Origin of the sequence: Gordonia jacobaea, from assembly GCF_965344965.1 — a bacterium.
Taxonomy (GTDB): domain Bacteria; phylum Actinomycetota; class Actinomycetes; order Mycobacteriales; family Mycobacteriaceae; genus Gordonia; species Gordonia jacobaea.
This window is the reverse complement of sequence record NZ_CBDRLS010000002.1, coordinates 701,920-718,726: the sequence shown is the minus strand read 5'-3', so window position 1 is coordinate 718,726 and position 16,807 is coordinate 701,920. Positions and strand designations below refer to the sequence as shown.

Below are 16,807 nucleotides of genomic sequence, written 5' to 3'. Positions count from 1 at the left end.
CTATCCGTAGGGGGTACTCGAAAGTTCTCCCTTTGGGGTGATTCGCAACACCCTGAGCCCTTCGTATGGTGGCAATCACCAAGGTCACACGTCCGGGTCAGGAGCACCATGAACCCCACAACAGAGAACTTCGACGCCATCATCATCGGCACCCGCTGCGCGGGAAACGCGGCTGCGGTGGCTTTGGCTGAGCGCGGAGCGAAGGTTCTCGGGATAGACTCAGCCGCCTTCCCGTCTGACACACTCTCGACCCATTTGCTGTGGCCGAGCACGTTGGCGGAGATCCATGCCATCGGAGCCCTCCAGGGCGTCGAAGCCCTCGGCGCCCCACGGATGCCGCTTGCCCAGGCCGACCTCGAGGGAATTGAATGGCAGGTCGGCTACACGCCGTATAACGGCATCAACTATGCGATGTGTGTGCGGCGCAAGGGACTTGACGAGGTCTTCCTCAACGCTGCGATTCGTGCGGGCGCCGACATGAGGCAGGAATGCCGTGCCACCGAGCTCATCCGCCGCGACGGCAGGGTCTGTGGTGTCACATACGTCGACAAGGCCGGTACCGAACATGTGGTGAACGCCCCGCTGGTGATTGGCGCCGACGGCCGCAAGAGTTTCGTCGCAGAGCAGGTCAGAGCAACTGAGCCCTACCGATCCAAGCCAAGCGGGCGAGCATGCTTCTTCGCCTACTGGAGTGACCCGCAACCGGAACTACGCCACATCGCGGCGCAGTGGCGTGTCGGAGGGCTACTCGGTACCGCGTTCCCGTGCGACGACGGCGATCTACTCTCACTGCTGCAACCACCCGTTGCGATGGCCGCCGAGTTCAAGGGCCGCAAGGCGCAGGATGCATATCTGCGGGGCATCGAGGCGATTCCTGGTCTCGCAAAGCGTTTGGCGGGAGCAGAACTGAAGTCGCGGGTGCGGTCGTGCACAGATATCGAGTCGTACTTCCGCACCGCGGCGGGCCCGGGCTGGGCGTTGGCCGGAGACGCGGGACACTTCAAGGATCCAGTTACGGCACAGGGGATTCGAGACGCCCTACGCTATGGGCGACTGCTGGGCGAAGCAGTTGCCCCGGTCCTCGGTGCAGCAGGACCCGTCGACGTCGCCGCACTGGATACTGCTACGCGCGGTTGGGCCCGGCGGCGTGAACTCGATTGCCTCGAGATCTATCAGTGGACCAACATGCTCGCCGAGGGGCAGCCCCCGACACCGATTGAACACGAGGTCTATCACCGGGCGGCAGGGGATTCCGCCTACGCCAACATATTCACTGACGTGTTCTCACGCAGTGCTAGGCCAGCGGAGATGACCAGAGCGATCCCCGTCTTGGAGATGACTGCAAAGGCGTTGCGGCGGCCGGGAAATGATCGCCGTGCAGTGCTGGGCGATCTCGTCGGGCAGGGAAAGCGAATAGTACGCAACGGGATCGAGCGTGAACGCGTCGCGCACACAACCACTCCGGTGGCGTGACTGACACGGTTGCGTCCGTCGACGGGACGCCACGGACTCTGGGGGTCGAGTTGCGCGTACGCGAGGTTCGGCACGAGACTTCGGAGTCGGTCTCGATTACCTTCGACGCTACGCCCGCATCACACTCATCCCTTCGATTTCGCCCGGGCCAGTTTCTGACGCTTCGCATTCCGAGCGACAGGACTGGTTCGGTTGCACGTTGCTATTCGCTTGCGAGCGCGCCGTCCAATAACGAACATCTGCGAATTGCAGTGAAGCGGACGGTAGATGGCTATGGGTCGAATTGGTTGTGCGACAACGTGTCCGTTGGAATGACACTGCGTGTATTGCCCCCCGCGGGACGCTTCACCGTCGATGAGCCTGATTCTGATCTTTTGTTGTTCGCGGCGGGTAGCGGCATCACGCCGATGCTCTCGATTGTGAAGACGGCACTGCGGAATTCGCCCGTGACGGTGTACCTGTACTACGCGAATCGCGATGATGCATCTGTAATCTTCGCCGAAGAGATCGCTTCACTCGTCGACGAGTATCCGGAACGCCTCGTCGTCGAGCACTGGCTGGAAGATGCCGCAGGGCTCCCGACTGCTTCGTCGATCGAGAGTTTTGCGGCGCGAGCCGAGGCCAGCACTCAAGCGATGATCTGCGGCCCAGCGCCATTCATGAGCCTCGCATCGCAGACGTTGAGCGCTCTGGGCGGGCTCACGATTCGCACGGAGGAGTTCGTTTCCATCGACGGCGATCCGTTCGTCCTCGACGCGCAGATCGACGCCGCTGACGCGGCGGACACGAGCACTGTGCAAGTGCACCTCGATGGAGTCGAAACGTCGGTGCGGTGGCCCGCGGATGTGGTGCTGCTCGACGCGCTATTGGCCGCAGGTCTCGATGCTCCGTACTCGTGTCGTGAAGGAGAGTGTGGATCGTGCATGTGTCTGCTTCGCAGCGGCGAGGTCACTCGCGGTGTGACCGATGCGCTTGACGACGACGATGTCGAGGAGGGCTTCATCTTGGCGTGCCAGGCAACGGACCCGCGTGGAGAAGTCAGCGTCGATTTCGATGCCTGACTGCAGCTTTCGTCAACCGAGCCGGGAGGGAACAGGTGGATATGACTCGTGCAGATGACCATGTGGATGCGGACGCTCATAAAGATACAGAGGCGGGCGCTTCAGAGAACACGCTGGAGAGTTACGACCCGTCATCTGGTGCGCTCGTGGCGGTTGTAGCCGACATGGAGGCGGCCGCCGTCAGCGATACCGTGGTTGTGGCCAGGGGTGCCGCCACGTGGTGGGCCGCGCAGGGCTTCAACGGGCGCCGGAGGCATCTCACCGCCTGGCGCAAGTACATGGCCGCCCATTCGACCGAGATCATCGCGCTGATCCACCGCGAGAACGGTAAGCCGGAACCCGACGCCGCACTCGAGTTGATGCTGACTCTTGAACACATCAGTTGGACGGCCAAGAATGCCGGAAAGGTACTCGGTTCGCAGCGTCGTCGAACCGGATTGTTGACGGCGAACTTCGCCGCGCGGGTCGATCATATTCCGTTCGGGGTCGTGGGCGTCATCGGTCCGTGGAACTATCCGCTGTACACCCCGAATGGGTCGATCGCGACGGCCCTTGCTGCCGGGAATGCGGTGGTGTTCAAACCGAGTGAATACACCCCAGCCGTTGCCCAGTGGTACGTCGAGGCGTTTGCACGCGCGAATCCCGCTGCGCCGGAGGGAATTCTGCAGATAGTGACCGGAGGGCCCGCAGCAGGAGAAGCGCTCTGTACCTCCGGGATCGACAAGCTGGCTTTCACGGGCTCGGCGAAGACCGGCGAGAAGGTGATGGCGACATGCGCGCGCTCACTCGTTCCGGTGGTGATGGAACTCGGCGGCAAGGACGCCGCGATCGTCGCCGCCGATGCCGACATAGACGCAGCAGCTGAGTCGATTGCGTTCGGCGCCATGGGCAATGCGGGCCAGACATGTGTCGGCATCGAACGTGTCTACGTGGAACGTGTAGTGCGAGAACGTTTTCTTGCGGCACTGCGCCGGGAGCTGGACAATGTCACGCCGGGTGATCGGCCTGGCGCTTCGTACGGACCCATGACCATGCCGTCGCAGATCGATGTTGTGCGGAGCCATGTTTCGGATGCCATCGAGCGTGGTGCAGATCCCGTGCTGGGCGGACTCGACAGCATCGGCGACCGATACATCGAGCCGATCGTGCTGCTCGACCCGCCGCATTCCGCAGCTGCTGTGCAGGAGGAGACATTTGGTCCGACGGTGACCGTGACAACGGTCGACTCCGTCGATGAGGCGGTGGAGTTGGCCAACGACGTGCGTTACGGGCTCGCCGGAGCGGTGTTCTCACGTCGTCACGGCCTCGAAATCGCACGGAGAATCGACGCGGGCCAGGTGTCTGTCAACTCGGTGCTCGGCTTTGCCGCGATAGCCAGTCTCCCCCTTGGAGGCAGGGGCGCAAGCGGATTCGGACGGATTCACGGACCTGAAGGGTTGCACGAGTTCACCCGCCCCAGGGCCCTGGCGATCCAGAGGTTCGCGTTACCGGTCAATCTGCTCAGTCTGCGTCGCCCTGGCTGGCTCGATCGGCTGCTGCCACGTCTCATCAGGTGGCTGTACTCCCACTGATCTTGTCCGAGCTGTTTTCATCCCAACTGATCTACTCAGCTTCGCTGATGCGTCCGAAAGGCACACCGTGTCCGAATCGCAAACTCTACGCAACAACACCTGGTCGACCCAGCTCACGTTTCACGCCCTCGCTCGACCCGAGGACGCTGCCATCCGGTTTGGCGGTGAGACACTGACGTGGCGAGAACTCGATCGACGTGTCACTCAGCTTGCATCGTGGCTCGTATCCCGCGGTGTCTCGAAGGGGTCGCGCGTCGCGTTGGTGATGGGCAACCGGCCTGAGTTCCTCGAGACGATGTACGCCTGCGCGCGTGTCGGGGCTATCGCGGTGCCGATCAACTTTCGCCTCACCGCACCAGAGATCGACTACATACTGACGAACTCGGGTGCGAGTGTCGTCATCACCGAATCGCTCTTCTCCGATGCGGTTTTCGCGGCCGAGGCAGCGCAGGGCGTCGACGTGGTCTCAGTCGGGTCGGCCTGTGACGAACAGTTCTCGCAGATCATGGAAGAAGCGTGGCCGGAGGTCGAATTCGACGATGTGAGCGGTGACGATCCGGCTGCCATCATGTATACCTCCGGCACCACGGGGAAGCCGAAAGGCGCTGTGCTGACGCATAACAACTTCGCTGCCACGGCGGACGTCGTGATCGATGCGTGGCGGTTGTCGACGCCTGGCCATGTCGTTCTGGCGGCCACACCCCTGTTCCATATCGGCGGCTTCGGGACGACAACCGGACCGCTTCGTCTCGGAACACCGTTGGTCATCCACCCGTCGGTTGCCTTCGATCCGGTCGAGGTGCTCGCGTTGATAGAAGCCGAGCGGGTGACGGCGACCTTCATGGTTCCTGCGCAGTGGCAGGCGATTTGCACGCAGCCGTCGGCGTCGACATCCGGGGCAGGCCTCCGGGTGGCAGGGTGGGGTGCGGCACCCGCACCGATGTGGCTGCTCGAACGATTGGGTGAGGTCTTCGAATCGGCGTCGGTTGTCGCGCTCTTCGGGCAGACCGAGATGTCGCCGATCACGTGTGTGCTCCGAGGCAGTGATGCGTTGCGCAAGAAGGGGTCCGTTGGTCGGCCCGTCTTCAACGTCGCAGTCCGAGTCGTCGACGCGGATATGAACGACGTTGACCACGGTGAGATCGGTGAGATCGTCTACCGCGGACTGGGACTGATGGCGGAGTACTGGGAGAATCCGGAAGCGACCGCACAAGCGATGGCCGGCGGATGGTTCCACTCGGGTGACTTGGTCCGACGCGACTCCGAAGGCTTCGTTTTCGTCGTTGACCGCAAGAAGGACATGATCATCTCCGGGGGAGAGAACATCTACTCTGCGGAGGTCGAAATGGCCTTGAGTTCGCACCCCGGTGTGCGTGACGTCGCCGTCATCGGTAGGCCGGACGAGAAGTTGGGCGAGGCCGTGGTGGCCGTGGTGGAGCCAGTGGATATCAGCAGTCCGCCTGATCTCGAGACGCTGGTGGCCCACTGCCGCACACAACTCGCCTCGTACAAGAAGCCGCGCGACCTGGTCATCGTCGAGGCGCTACCACGCAATTCGACAGGCAAGGTGACCAAACAGGCGTTACGCGCTGAGTGACTTCGCTGATTGACCGGGCATCGAGCTCACTGAGCTTGATGCCATACGGCGGCGGCCTCGGACCGGTTCTGCGCCTGCAACTTTCGCAGTACGTGCTTGACGTGGTGCTTGACCGTGCCTACCGAAATGACCAGGGTGTTGGCTATACCGTCGTTGGTCAGTCCCTGTGCCATGAGCTCGAGTACTTCACGCTCTCGCGCTGTGAGTCCGGCGCGCTCGAGGCGTCGCGTCGAAGATCGAATGTCTCGGACGGACTCCGGTGCGACTGATGGCTCGTCGCGGACCAGAGCGCGACCTGTTCCATCGATCATCGTTGTGAACTCACTTGCGGGGGAGAGACTTTCAGTCATCATCTGCAGTCCAGAACGAACCGAGGTGAGCTGCTCGTGCAACTGCGCTCGTCCGAGCGCCAGTTGCAGACTCTGGGTGAAGGCACTCAGCAGCTGACAATCACCCGCTGTGAGTTCGCTTCTCGAGCGAAAACGGTCGGCATGGATAAACCCGCGGACGCGTCCTTGCGACATCACCGGAACGGCGACATAGGAGTCGCATTCGGAGGCTTCCGCAATGGGCCTGTTGACCCGCGGGTCCTCCTGGACCTCCGTGACCAGCAATCCGACCTGGCGCCGCACGATCTCGGTCTCGTGCAGACCTGCGTCGAGCTGCTGGGGCTGTTCTCGGCCGGCGCGATTGATCTCATTCGACCAATCGGGTTCGTCGGGTATATAGGCGAGCTCCGATGTCCACATTCCGTCGATCACGCTGGAGATCACGGCTCTATCGAACCCAAGGCTGCAAACCAACCGGGGCGCGGACTGAACAATCGTCGAGACGTCGCAGGGCAGCGCTTCCAACTGTGCAATCACAGGGGTGAGCCGCGCCCCGATCGTGTCGACTGTGTGCAGTAGCAACTGATCGATGCTCTGCAGACGAGTGAGGGCCCTGGCGAGTTCTGGAGATGGCTCGCCGATCTGAGCCTGCAGTGCGGAAGCCACCTCATCCCACGCATCAGCGAGAAGTGCGGAGGGCCCAGAGTCCACAGAATCGTCGCTGCCAGGTCGCTCTCTGAGGAGTTCGAGAATGTCTGGTTGACCGTTGCGCGGGCACAGTTCGCTGGGATGGTGGACGCGAATAGTGTGACGCATGACTCATCAGTATAGGCACTGCTTCCGCGTGTCTGGTACCGATCACCAGCACCTTCTTCACAGGAGCAGGATCTGACCACCAAGGCGCAGGTTGCATGACGCCGCCGCTGCAGCTCAGCTCTGAGCGCTGATAGGCACAACGGTTCGTCCCGTCGTTCGGCCCGCCCGTATCTCGGCGAGTGAGCCGTCTAGGTCGTCGACCCCGATCTCGGTGATGAGTCGATCGAGATGGGCTGGGCGCAAGTCGGTTTCGAGGCGTGCCCAGACCGACCGGCGAAGCTCGGGTCCGATGGACACCGAGTCGATTCCGAGGAGCGCTACGCCGCGCAGGATGAAGGGCATGACGGTGGTGGGGAGGTCGGCGCCTCCGGTGAGACCGCTCGCGGCTACCGAGCCGCTGTGATTCATCGTCGACAACACGTAGGCGAGTGTCTTGCCGCCGACACAATCGACTGCGCCCGCCCACTGCGACTTCCCGAGCGGACGAATCTTGGTGTCGTCGTCGACGAGTCGGCCGACAACCGACGTCGCGCCGAGCTCGGTCAATAGCGCTGCGGCGTCGGACTTTCCACTTGATGCGGTGACCGAGAACCCGAGCGCGCTGAGGAGATCGACGCTCACCGAGCCGACTCCGCCACTGGCTCCGGTGACCACCACGGGGCCGTCGTCCGGGGTGAGCCCGCGGTCGAGAAGCGCGACAACGCTGAGTGCCGCGGTGAACCCCGCCGTGCCGATGGCGGCGGCTTCGCGCGTCGAGAGGGTGTCGAGTCGTACGACCTGCGCGGCGGGGACCCGTGCGTAGGCGGCATAACCGCCGTGTTGCGCGGTTCCGATCGGACCGCCATGTGCCACAACGCGATCGCCGGGGGCGAAGTCGAGTGTCGACGATGCGATCACCTCGCCGGCGAGGTCGATGCCCGGCACGATGGGGTAGTCGCGGACGACGCCGCCTCGCGGTGTGACAGCGAGTGCGTCCTTGTAATTGACGCCGGAGTAGTCGACAGCGATCGTCACCTCGCCGTCGGGCAGTTGGGTGGCGTCGAGTTGCTCGCTTGCCAAGGTGATTTCGCCGTCGGACTCGCGGGCCATCAGGACGGTGAACTGATCGGGCAGGGTGCGCGTCATTGTGCTCCTCGAATCGTCATGGGTCGTCGAAATCCAGCGTAGGTCAGAGCAATCCTCCGATGTCGCCTGCGGCGAGCAGACAGATCAGCACCGGGACCAGGTGCGTCGGGGTGATTCCGTAGTCGTTGCGACCGACTTTGGTGACGATCGACGCCGCGGTCAGGATCTTCAGGTGGTGGTAAAGCTGACCCGATGTTCCGAAGTCGCCTGACTCCTGCAGATGTGCGACCGAGGCGTTGCCGCGTGCCAGGATGCGCACGATCTCGACGCGTGCGGGATGGCCGAGTGCGGCGAACACGTTCGCAGTCGTCTCCGGCGCGAGATCGAGCGTCGCGTCGGCCGAATAGGCGATGTTCCAGGTGACAGGTCCGGTGAAGTCGACGCTGCCGGAGTATTCGAGCATGCCCGACAGGCCCTCAGCGGCCGAGTCCGGTTCGCTGTCCATGCGGTCGCCCGCGGCGAAGACCGCCGCTTCGAGGCGCGCGACTCGGGCTGCGAGGTCGTCGGACGGATCACTGCTCACCCCAAGCACCGTAGCGCGTGTCCGACGTCGCGATCGGTGATGGCTGCGAGGAGCAGTTTCTGGTGGGTGAACTTGTCGGCCTCGGCGTCGCGCTGGGAGACGCCGCGGACCATCAGCGTGCCGGTCCCGATCCTGCCGTCGGGCGTGCGGTATTCGAAGACCTCGGTGATCACTCCGGGGAGGCTGCCGCCCTTGAATCCGAGCACCGAGCCGTCGGGCATCGGTCCCTGGTATTCGAGATGGCGGCGCGCAAGCTCTGCGCCAGGCCCGAACGAGCCGTCGGCCAAGCTCGTCATCAGTGCGCTGAGCGCGTTAGACGTCGCCTCGAGATACGAATCAGTCTGTGGTCGAAGAGGATTGGCGATAGCGAGGTACGTGTCGAAGAGGCTCGGTACCGGACCGGTGAATCCGTAGCGCACTATGACGTCACGTAACGCGTTGTCGCCCAGCGTGTTACGAAGCAGGTCGGGAGCTGCGGAGTCGGAGAAGCGGATCATCACGTCGGCGAGTTGGCGGTAGGTCACCGTGGCCGAGGGGTCGAGCGGGATGCCCTCGCTTGCGGGAATCCGGAGGTACTCGAGCGCTCGAACGTGCGCTCCGCCGTCGAGCGGGACGTACCAGCGCTGCCAATCCGTGACGGGGACACGCGCTTCCGGGTCGAGCCGGCCGTCGGCAACCGCCCGCGAATACGCCGCGAGATGGATGAGTTTGATCGACGACGCCGCGGGGAACTGCACGTCGGCGTTGTGCGTGATCGGGTCGCCGTCGAGGGGACGGACCGTCAGTGCGTAGTTGCTGCGATGGGCGGCGAGGTACCCGATCCAGCCGGGCACGGTGGCGACGTTCGGCTGTGCGGGTGGAGCGCACATCGAGGCTTCGGAAGGGAGTGCGGCGGGGGCGTACGCGGGGGTGAAGAGACCCACGGCTACGGCCAGCACGAATGCGAGGTAGGAAGCGGGGCGCATCGGAACTCCTCAAGTTCGTAAGTACGTAACTACGAAACTATCGAACAGTTTGTGTCGCCGCAACCATCGAGTTATCGACTGTCAGGCCGACGACAGGCGACGGCAGGGCCGCGTAAGCGCAGCTCCCTAGCGTCAGTGTCAACAAATCCTGACTACTGATAGGAGGTGCTGTCATGGCAACCACCACTGATGCCGCGACGCAGAGTCCGTCGCGCACCTATACGTCTCTCGCCGCAGCAGCCATACCGCTTGCTGCGCTCTGCCTGGCCTTCTTCGTCGAGATGGTCGACAACACACTGCTCTCGATCGCGCTGCCGACTATCGGTCGCGACCTCGGCAGTAGCACCACTGCGCTGCAGTGGATCACCGGTGCGTACTCGCTCACCTTCGGCGGGCTGCTGCTCACCGCGGGCTCGATCGCGGACAGATTCGGTCGACGACGCGTCCTGATGATCGGTCTGGCCGCGTTCGGGCTGCTCAGCCTGCTGGTCGTGCTCGTGAACTCGACGACCGAACTGATCGCGTTGCGAGCCGCTCTCGGCGTCGCCGCCGCGATGATGGCCCCGATCACCAACTCGCTGGTCTTCCGTCTCTTCGATGACCAGAAGCTGCGCATGCGCGCGATGACCGTGATGATCGTCGTCGGCATGGCCGGATTCGTGCTCGGTCCGATACTGGGTGGCTCCGCGCTTGCTCACGTGCGGTGGGAATGGCTGCTCGTCGTCAATGCGCCGATCGCGCTCATCGCAGGCATCGGCATCTGGTTCGGCGTCGCGTCGGATCGTCGTGAAGACCTCACCGACTACAAACTCGACATCCCGGGAGCGCTGCTGAGTATCGCGACGATCGGCCTCGCGTGCTGGTCGCTGACCAGCGGCGTCGACCACGGCTGGGCGTCGGCGATGACGCTGGCGTCGATCATCGGCGCGGTGGTCGCAGGTGCGGCATTCGTCTGGCATGAACGGCGAAGTGCAGCGCCGATGTTGAACCTCTCCCTGTTCCGCAACGGCACCGTGCGCGGTGCGACGATCGCCCAGGTCGGCAGCGCAATCGCGATGGCCAGCGTGATGTTCGGACTCATCCTGCACTTCCAGTACGCCTACGGCTGGAGTCCGATGAAGGCCGGTCTGGCCAACCTGCCGATGATCGCGACGATGCTCCTCGCAACACCGCTGTCGGAGGCGCTGATCACCCGTTTCGGTCACCGGATGACCTGCTTCATCGGCGCGATGGCGCTCGCAGTGGGCACCGCGGGTCTCGGCTGGGGTGTCACGCACGGGTATCTCGCGATCGCGATCTTCATGGTCGTGATGACCTTCGGATTGCGGACGGTCATGACGATCTGTGCGATCGCACTCGTCGACGCGATGCCCGAGAACCAGACGTCGATCGGCACCGCGCTCAACGACACTGCGCAGGAGGTCGGTAGCAGCGTCGGCACGGCGATCGTCGGCACGATGCTCGCGACGCTCGTTGCGGCGCACCTACCGGAGGGGAAGTGGACTGCGGCCTTCACCGACACGTTCTTCCACGGGGAGAGCATCACGTATGTCGTGCTGGGGATCGTCGTCGGCGTGATCGCGGGCATCGGCGCCCTCACGCTGACCAACTCCCGCAACGCCGAGGAAGCTCACTAGGGGACGCGACGACGTTAGCCAGCGCCAACAGTCAGAGGGGTTGGCGAGCGACTGAAAGCCGAAGGACTATCCAGAAGCTCTGGTTAGCCACCAGATTGTCAAGGCGATGACGACGATTGGGCAACACCCCATCTCGCCGCCGCCAGAAACACTCCCTCATCTACGCAGATGAGGGAGTGTTTCGCTGTCTGGGGGTAGCCGGCTGTCTCGGCTCTCCCGTTTTCAGTCATTTCTGAACGATCCCGACGAGCCGACCTGGGCTTTTGCCGCCGGGCATATCTGAAAATGACTGAAAACGGGAGCGACCCGGAACGTACTCGGACGGATCACGTGCTGGCGAAAATTCCTGGGACGGGGGAATCTGTGAGCTCCCACGGGCCGCATCGGTTATCTCTGGAGGACCCCCGGTCGCTGTGGCGTGTTCAGAGGACCGAAACCACCTTCTGCGCAGTCTCTTTCGCTGATCCGGGGTTCTGGCCGGTGACAAGGCGACCGTCGACGACGGTGTAGGAGACGAACGGCAGTTTCGCCTTCTGGTAATTGGCGCCGCGGCTGCGCATCTCCTCTTCGGCGTTGTACGGCACCAGCTTGTTGACCCGTGCGAGAACCTCTTCCTGCCAGGCGAATCCGGTGACATCACGGCCGGCAACGAGCAGCGAGCCGTCGGACAACGTGGTGTTCAGTAGTCCGCAGTAGCCGTGGCAGACCGATGCGACCACTCCGCCTCGCTCGAAGATCTCGCGGGTGATGCGTTGCAGCCCAACACTGTCGGGGAAGTCGTACATCACCGCGTGGCCGCCGGTGAAGAAGATGGCGTCGAAGTCGGCGGAGTCGATGTCGTCGGGAGCCGCGGTGGTGTCGAGGAGCGCCATGCGGTCGGGGTCGGCGCGCCATGCCTTCGCGGTCTTGTCGTAATTCGGAAACTTCAGCGACCGCGGTTCGAGCGGTGAGTGTCCACCCGCTGGGCTGACAAGAGTCTGTTCATAGCCGGCGTCGTCGAAGATCTCCCACGCGTGGGTCAACTCGGACAACCACAGGCCGGTGGCGTGCGATGGATCGTCGTAGTGGCTCACGTTGGTGACGACGTTGAGTATCCGTGTGACCATCGCGTGCGGCCTTCCGTCGGTGGTGTGTTGATCCGACGTTAGGGGCGAATGTAAGCAGTGTCAACCGGCCGTGGTCTGCGTGCGAGCTCGCTGTTGGACGAGTTCGAGAGTCCTGGCGGTGGTCTCGATGTCGGATGCGTCGATGTCGGCGGTCAGTTGCGTCGTTGCTGCGCTGACGGATTCGCGTGCGGCGGTGAGTAGGTCATTGCCGGCACTGGTGAGTGCACCTGCGGCGTCGAGGATTCCGTTGTGTTGGAGCGTGATTCGTATGCGCTCTACGGATTCGACGGACTGCTGCAGGGTTGTCGCGATCGCAGGAAGTGGTGCACCGGCGAGGCTCATGTTCAGGTAGATCCACTCGTCTCGACCGAGGGCTGGGAGTGGTGCCAGTGCGTGATCGAGGAGTGCGCCGAGCGCGCTCTCGGTAGAGCCGATGATCTGGGGCAGTGAGCGTGTCATGGGAACCTCCCGCGTGTACCGTTGGTGTGACCAACAGTAGCAGACCATTGGTGGTACCAACAGTGAGTGATTCTTCGACGCCGCATCGACTAACCGACCTGCCGACGTGGCAGCTCTCGCGCGTCGCTGCGCGTTCGCATCAGGTGCTGCACGAGCGACTGCGCACGGAGGGCGTCACGGGCTACGAGTTTCGCGTTCTCGCTGTCGTCGCCGACCTCGGTCCGGTGAGTCAGACGGAACTCGGCCGTGCGGCAGAACTCGACCGTCGAGACGTCGCGGTGACGGTCCGCGACCTCGAGTCACGAGGGATGGTCGAGCGAGCACCCGATCCAGCACACCGGCAACGAAAGCTGGTGTCGCTGACCGCTTTGGGCGAACACACGCTGGCTGAATTGGAACAAGTGATTGCGGCGGTTCAGCGTGAGGTGTTCGGCGCCTTGGACGACGCCGAGATGTCGACTCTGCTGGGGTACCTGTCCCGGCTCGGTGGCTAGTGCTGTGTTGTCACCACGCCAGTGGGGATGTGCCGAGCGGGCGCGCGGGTAGCGGTCGCGGCGTGGGCATGCCGTCGAAAATGATGGGGATGACCGGTTCGTCGATACGGCCGAACGGACCGTCGACTGTCGTCAGATCGATTGACCTTGTGCCCCAGTCGGTGTCGGGGGCGGCGCTCGACGCGCCGAGGGATTGCACCCAGGTGCACACGCGCGCTAGTCGCACGCGCACCCTCCATGAACCGCCCTCGGATTGTCGACGACGAAGCGCGGCAACGATTCCCGTCGCGCCGAGGTAAGCGGCCAGATAGTCGTTGAGGAGGTGCGTCGGGGGTAGTGTCGGCGGCCCGCCGCGCCCCTCTTCCAGGCTGAAACCGGTTGCTGAACAAGCAAGTTGGTCGAATCCGCCGCGGTCTCCCCACGGTCCGTCGGAGCCCCAGCAGTGGTATTCGACGACGATGATGCCCGGTCGTCGCTGCGCGAGGTGCTCGGCATCGAGGCCGTGGCGCTGTAGGCCGCGGTAGGCGTTCACGAAGACGTCGGCGTCGGCGATCAGATCGGTGAGTTCGGCCAACTGGTCTGGGTCGCGAATATCGCAGTACGCGTTGCGTTTTCCGCCACCGGTGAGCGCAGGCATGGGGTGCGGGTCGACGAGGTCGGGTCGGGTGACGTGCACGACGTCGGCTCCGAAAGCGGCCAGCAGTTCGGTGCTCACCGGGCCGGCAATCACGTGAGTCATATCCACAACTCGAACGCCATTCAGCGGCGGCCATTCTCGGGGTGCGGTGAGGGATTCGGGGTCGGAGTCGTCGATGCGTTCCAGGTCGATGACCGGTCGTCGTGCGACGTCGATACCCACCGGCGACGCGGCCCACTGTTCGGCGGTTCGTGCTGCGGCCGCAACGCCGCCCGCCGCAACCACGGCCTCTTCGAGGGCAACGCAATCCCATGCGAGAGCGGCCTGCGCGATTCGCTCCTTTGTCGGCGGGCAGTTCAGGACGGAGCAGACGGCGTCGCGTTGGTGCGGAAAGGTGGTGATCAAGAACGTCCAGCCGTCGGCAGTGCGATAGAAGTCGTTGTTGCGCAGTGCAGTCGGGTCTTCTGCGACCGATCCGGTTGATTGACCGTTGATCGTCGTCAGGTATGCGGCACGCAATTGGTCGACGGCGTCGGAGACACTGACGGACACTCCCGAGCTGTCACCCAGCGCTGAGATCTGGGCGCCGAACGCCGCGATCGCGGCTGCCGATGCGTCGCCGATTCGGTGGGGTGATGGTGTGATCGGGTCGGCTCCGGAGATGCGCGTCGGGCCGACGTCGGTTCCCGTGAGCGCGGTCAGGCCGTCGACGATGTCGGAGACGCGCGGCGAAGTGGTTGGCATGGCTTCAGTCTTCGCGTCGAGGCTGCACCGCTGGTGATCTTCCGAATATACGTAAGATGTCGGCGTGGGTGGACAACGCGCCGTCGTGCGAGCCGACCGGGTACTGGAAGAGGTCGCGCGTGCGTCGAAACCGTTGTCACTGAGCGCGATTGCGCGTTCTGTGGACGCACCGGTGTCATCGACGTCGGATCTGCTCGATGACCTGGTGTCGTGTGGATACCTGGTTCGATCCGACCGCAGGTACCGTCTGGGGCCGCGGCTGATGACGTTGCGGCTGATCGCGGCCCATGCCGATGCGCCGCCGATTGACGCAGATGGGCTCGCGACGCTGGCGGAGTACACGGGTCTGCCGGTGGCGCTTGCCGTGCTCGTCGGCTCCGACGTCGTGTACCTCGGGAGCGTCGGCGAGGTGTCGAAGCATGCAGAAGCCGTGGTCGGGGAGTACCGCCCGCGACCACTACTTCGCACGGCGGCCGGGCGTGCGTTCCTGGCTTTCGCCGACGACGGTGAGCGCGACCGATTATTGGCGATTCACGCCGGACCGGCCGACGCCGCTGGTTTCCAGCGTGAGGTCGCCGCGATTCGACGTCGCGGTTATGCACTCAGCGACGGGCTCGCCGATCCCGAGATCCGCGCCGCTGGTGTTCCGGTGTTCGAGCGCGGGCTGCTGGTCGGCGTCGTTGTGGTGGTGGGTCCTCGAACCGGCACCGGGCGGGGCGTGGACAAGGCCGCGCGGCGGGCGCGGGAGTGGCTCGCCGGCAAGTGAGGTCTATAGATGTGTGTCTTGCGTAAGGAGTTGGGTGCTGCAGCACCCAACTCCTTCAATAAGACACACATCTGGGTGCGCTATCGGATGGTGAACACGTCTGAGCACTGCGAGGTGGCCGGTGTGGTCAGCAGTGCGCCCCGATTGGTCGGGCGGAATTCGATGCGGACGCGGCCCGGGCCGGTATTCACGCCCTCGAACGTCTTCATCGTGCCACCGTCGGAGAGGCGCACGCCGAGTTGGCCGCGTAACTGCCCGGTCTTGCCGGTGCCGAGGTTCCGCCAGCGGACGTCGATCAGGTTGGTATAGCCCCAGACCGACATGTTCGCGTCGATCCGGATGTCGGCATAGCCGCTTCGGAGCGGATTGGATTGCGACACAAAGATTCTCCCGAAGTAGGGAAGATCGATCACGTTGGGGCTGATGCCTGTACAGGGGGCCGCGGAGGTTTGGAATCCACCGCCAGGACCGTTGTGAAAGATCGACGCCGAGGCGGTGCCTGCGGTGATGCCCGAGCCGATGATCGCGGTCGCCGCAGCCGCCGCGCCGAGCTTTTTGAGGTGTCCCATACTGGTCTGTCGAGATCGGGGCGGGATGTGTTAGCCGATTGCGCGGATGCGTGGCATTTCCGTTGTAAAGCGGGCGCGACCATGGGCGCGTCTGGCGTCGAAGGGGTGCGGTAAATGTGTGTCTTACGTGAGGATGTGGGCGCTGCAGCACACACATCCTTCGATTCGACACACATTTGTCGATCGGGAGACGGTCGCGCGACCGCGGCGATCAGTGGGTCTATGCGTCCGTGTCCGCGGCGCCGAGCAGCGTCACACGAATCGAGGCCGCCAATTGTGGTGGAAGCTCGACTGATTCGTCGCCGGATACGGACACGGCAGCGCCCTGCTTTCTGGCGACTATGGTTGCGCCCGGTTCGATGCCTGCTTCAAGCAGACGTGTGATGGCGGATTCGTCGTTGAGCACATGCTCGGAGAACGCTTGCACCGATAGTCTGGCGGAGCCTGTGTCACGTATGGCCTCGGACAGTGGGAGGCCGGGTAGCAGGATCGGGCTATCGTGAAAGCCTAGTTGCCAGAGTGCGGGTATCGGATTTCCCCAGGCATCGGTGGTTGGGTACCGCAACAGGTGCATGAGTTGAGTTTCGGTGGCTTTGTCCATGGACAGCTCCCAGCCCGACGCAACTCGGTGAGCCTGTAAGCGAGGTAGGCCGACGACGTCGACCAGCATCCTCTCGGCAAGTCGGTGCCGCCTGGTCAACGCGACGCCGAGATCGCGCCCCGCCTTGGTGGGAACCACGAGCCGCTCGTCGGTAAAGTCGAGCAACTCTTGATCTCTCATTCTCCGAAGCATCTGGGCGACAGATGCTTTGCTGTTCCCTGTGCGTTCGGCGATGCGTGCGCGACGAACCTCCACGCGATCTTCCTCAAGGTCGAAGATGGTGCGAAGGTAGTTTGCGACGGTCGCCGTAACCTGTGTTGTCATCAGCGAGCAT

Annotated in this window: 16 protein-coding genes; 7 read left to right on the top strand and 9 right to left on the bottom strand. The window is 63.6% G+C overall.

What is annotated here, in order from left to right:
* The first annotated feature begins 108 nt into the window (after positions 1–108).
* The 4 genes from ACRVY7_RS09440 to ACRVY7_RS09425 all read left to right on the top strand — a co-directional run bounded on the left by ACRVY7_RS09440 (position 109) and on the right by ACRVY7_RS09425 (position 5,702).
* On the top strand, positions 109–1,473 hold the full coding sequence (locus ACRVY7_RS09440) for an NAD(P)/FAD-dependent oxidoreductase (RefSeq protein WP_431816860.1): 1,365 nt from the start codon (positions 109–111) through the stop codon (positions 1,471–1,473).
* The gene (locus ACRVY7_RS09435; RefSeq protein ID WP_431816859.1) at positions 1,470–2,534 is read left to right on the top strand and encodes a 2Fe-2S iron-sulfur cluster-binding protein; all 1,065 of its coding nucleotides are present in this window, start codon (positions 1,470–1,472) and stop codon (positions 2,532–2,534) included. Before ACRVY7_RS09440 ends, ACRVY7_RS09435 begins: the two co-directional genes overlap by 4 nt.
* 41 nt (positions 2,535–2,575) lie before the next feature.
* Positions 2,576–4,105 carry an aldehyde dehydrogenase family protein gene (locus tag ACRVY7_RS09430; protein ID WP_431816858.1) on the top strand — a complete coding sequence of 510 codons (1,530 nt, stop codon included), beginning with the start codon at positions 2,576–2,578 and terminating at the stop codon, positions 4,103–4,105.
* A 67-nt stretch (positions 4,106–4,172) separates the two neighbouring features.
* Positions 4,173–5,702, top strand: coding sequence for a long-chain-fatty-acid--CoA ligase (locus ACRVY7_RS09425; RefSeq protein WP_431816857.1), 1,530 nt, complete (start codon positions 4,173–4,175; stop codon positions 5,700–5,702).
* Between the two features lie 26 nt (positions 5,703–5,728).
* Here the strand turns inward: ACRVY7_RS09425 and ACRVY7_RS09420 are convergent, their stop codons facing one another.
* The 4 genes from ACRVY7_RS09420 to ACRVY7_RS09405 all read right to left on the bottom strand — a co-directional run bounded on the left by ACRVY7_RS09420 (position 5,729) and on the right by ACRVY7_RS09405 (position 9,460).
* The gene (locus tag ACRVY7_RS09420; protein WP_431816856.1) at positions 5,729–6,847 is read right to left on the bottom strand and encodes a LuxR C-terminal-related transcriptional regulator; all 1,119 of its coding nucleotides are present in this window, start codon (positions 6,845–6,847) and stop codon (positions 5,729–5,731) included.
* Positions 6,848–6,961: 114 nt separating this feature from the next.
* Positions 6,962–7,972: an acrylyl-CoA reductase family protein gene (locus ACRVY7_RS09415; protein WP_064865918.1), complete on the bottom strand. Its 1,011-nt coding sequence runs from the start codon at positions 7,970–7,972 to the stop codon at positions 6,962–6,964.
* 43 nt (positions 7,973–8,015) lie between these two features.
* Positions 8,016–8,495: an ArsR/SmtB family transcription factor gene (locus ACRVY7_RS09410; RefSeq protein WP_431816855.1), complete on the bottom strand. Its 480-nt coding sequence runs from the start codon at positions 8,493–8,495 to the stop codon at positions 8,016–8,018.
* Entirely contained in the window at positions 8,492–9,460 is a 969-nt protein-coding gene (locus ACRVY7_RS09405) for a serine hydrolase (protein WP_431816854.1), read from the bottom strand. Before ACRVY7_RS09405 ends, ACRVY7_RS09410 begins: the two co-directional genes overlap by 4 nt.
* A 173-nt stretch (positions 9,461–9,633) precedes the next feature.
* Between ACRVY7_RS09405 and ACRVY7_RS09400 the strand changes: the two genes are divergently transcribed.
* A complete protein-coding gene (locus ACRVY7_RS09400; protein ID WP_431816853.1) occupies positions 9,634–11,097 on the top strand; it encodes an MFS transporter in 1,464 nt (487 codons plus the stop codon).
* Positions 11,098–11,519: 422 nt separating this feature from the next.
* Here ACRVY7_RS09400 and ACRVY7_RS09395 read toward each other — a convergent pair whose 3' ends face one another.
* Together ACRVY7_RS09395 and ACRVY7_RS09390 are read right to left on the bottom strand one after the other, a co-directional pair.
* Positions 11,520–12,203 carry a type 1 glutamine amidotransferase domain-containing protein gene (locus ACRVY7_RS09395; RefSeq protein ID WP_064865910.1) on the bottom strand — a complete coding sequence of 228 codons (684 nt, stop codon included), beginning with the start codon at positions 12,201–12,203 and terminating at the stop codon, positions 11,520–11,522.
* Between the two features lie 60 nt (positions 12,204–12,263).
* On the bottom strand, positions 12,264–12,662 hold the full coding sequence (locus tag ACRVY7_RS09390; RefSeq protein WP_431816852.1) for a hypothetical protein: 399 nt from the start codon (positions 12,660–12,662) through the stop codon (positions 12,264–12,266).
* A gap of 62 nt (positions 12,663–12,724) precedes the next feature.
* Here ACRVY7_RS09390 and ACRVY7_RS09385 point away from each other — a divergent pair, with 62 nt between their 5' ends.
* Positions 12,725–13,156: a MarR family winged helix-turn-helix transcriptional regulator gene (locus ACRVY7_RS09385; RefSeq protein ID WP_431816851.1), complete on the top strand. Its 432-nt coding sequence runs from the start codon at positions 12,725–12,727 to the stop codon at positions 13,154–13,156.
* A gap of 10 nt (positions 13,157–13,166) precedes the next feature.
* On the opposite strand, the gene ACRVY7_RS09380 is transcribed toward ACRVY7_RS09385, so the two are convergent.
* Entirely contained in the window at positions 13,167–14,537 is a 1,371-nt protein-coding gene (locus ACRVY7_RS09380; protein ID WP_431816850.1) for a CoA transferase, read from the bottom strand.
* 64 nt (positions 14,538–14,601) lie between these two features.
* Here ACRVY7_RS09380 and ACRVY7_RS09375 point away from each other — a divergent pair, with 64 nt between their 5' ends.
* A complete protein-coding gene (locus ACRVY7_RS09375; RefSeq protein ID WP_431816849.1) occupies positions 14,602–15,303 on the top strand; it encodes an IclR family transcriptional regulator in 702 nt (233 codons plus the stop codon).
* Between the two features lie 80 nt (positions 15,304–15,383).
* Here the strand turns inward: ACRVY7_RS09375 and ACRVY7_RS09370 are convergent, their stop codons facing one another.
* Entirely contained in the window at positions 15,384–15,872 is a 489-nt protein-coding gene (locus ACRVY7_RS09370) for a hypothetical protein (RefSeq protein WP_431816848.1), read from the bottom strand.
* Positions 15,873–16,092: 220 nt separating this feature from the next.
* The gene (locus ACRVY7_RS09365) at positions 16,093–16,797 is read right to left on the bottom strand and encodes a metal-dependent transcriptional regulator (protein ID WP_431816847.1); all 705 of its coding nucleotides are present in this window, start codon (positions 16,795–16,797) and stop codon (positions 16,093–16,095) included.
* Positions 16,798–16,807 lie beyond the last annotated feature (10 nt).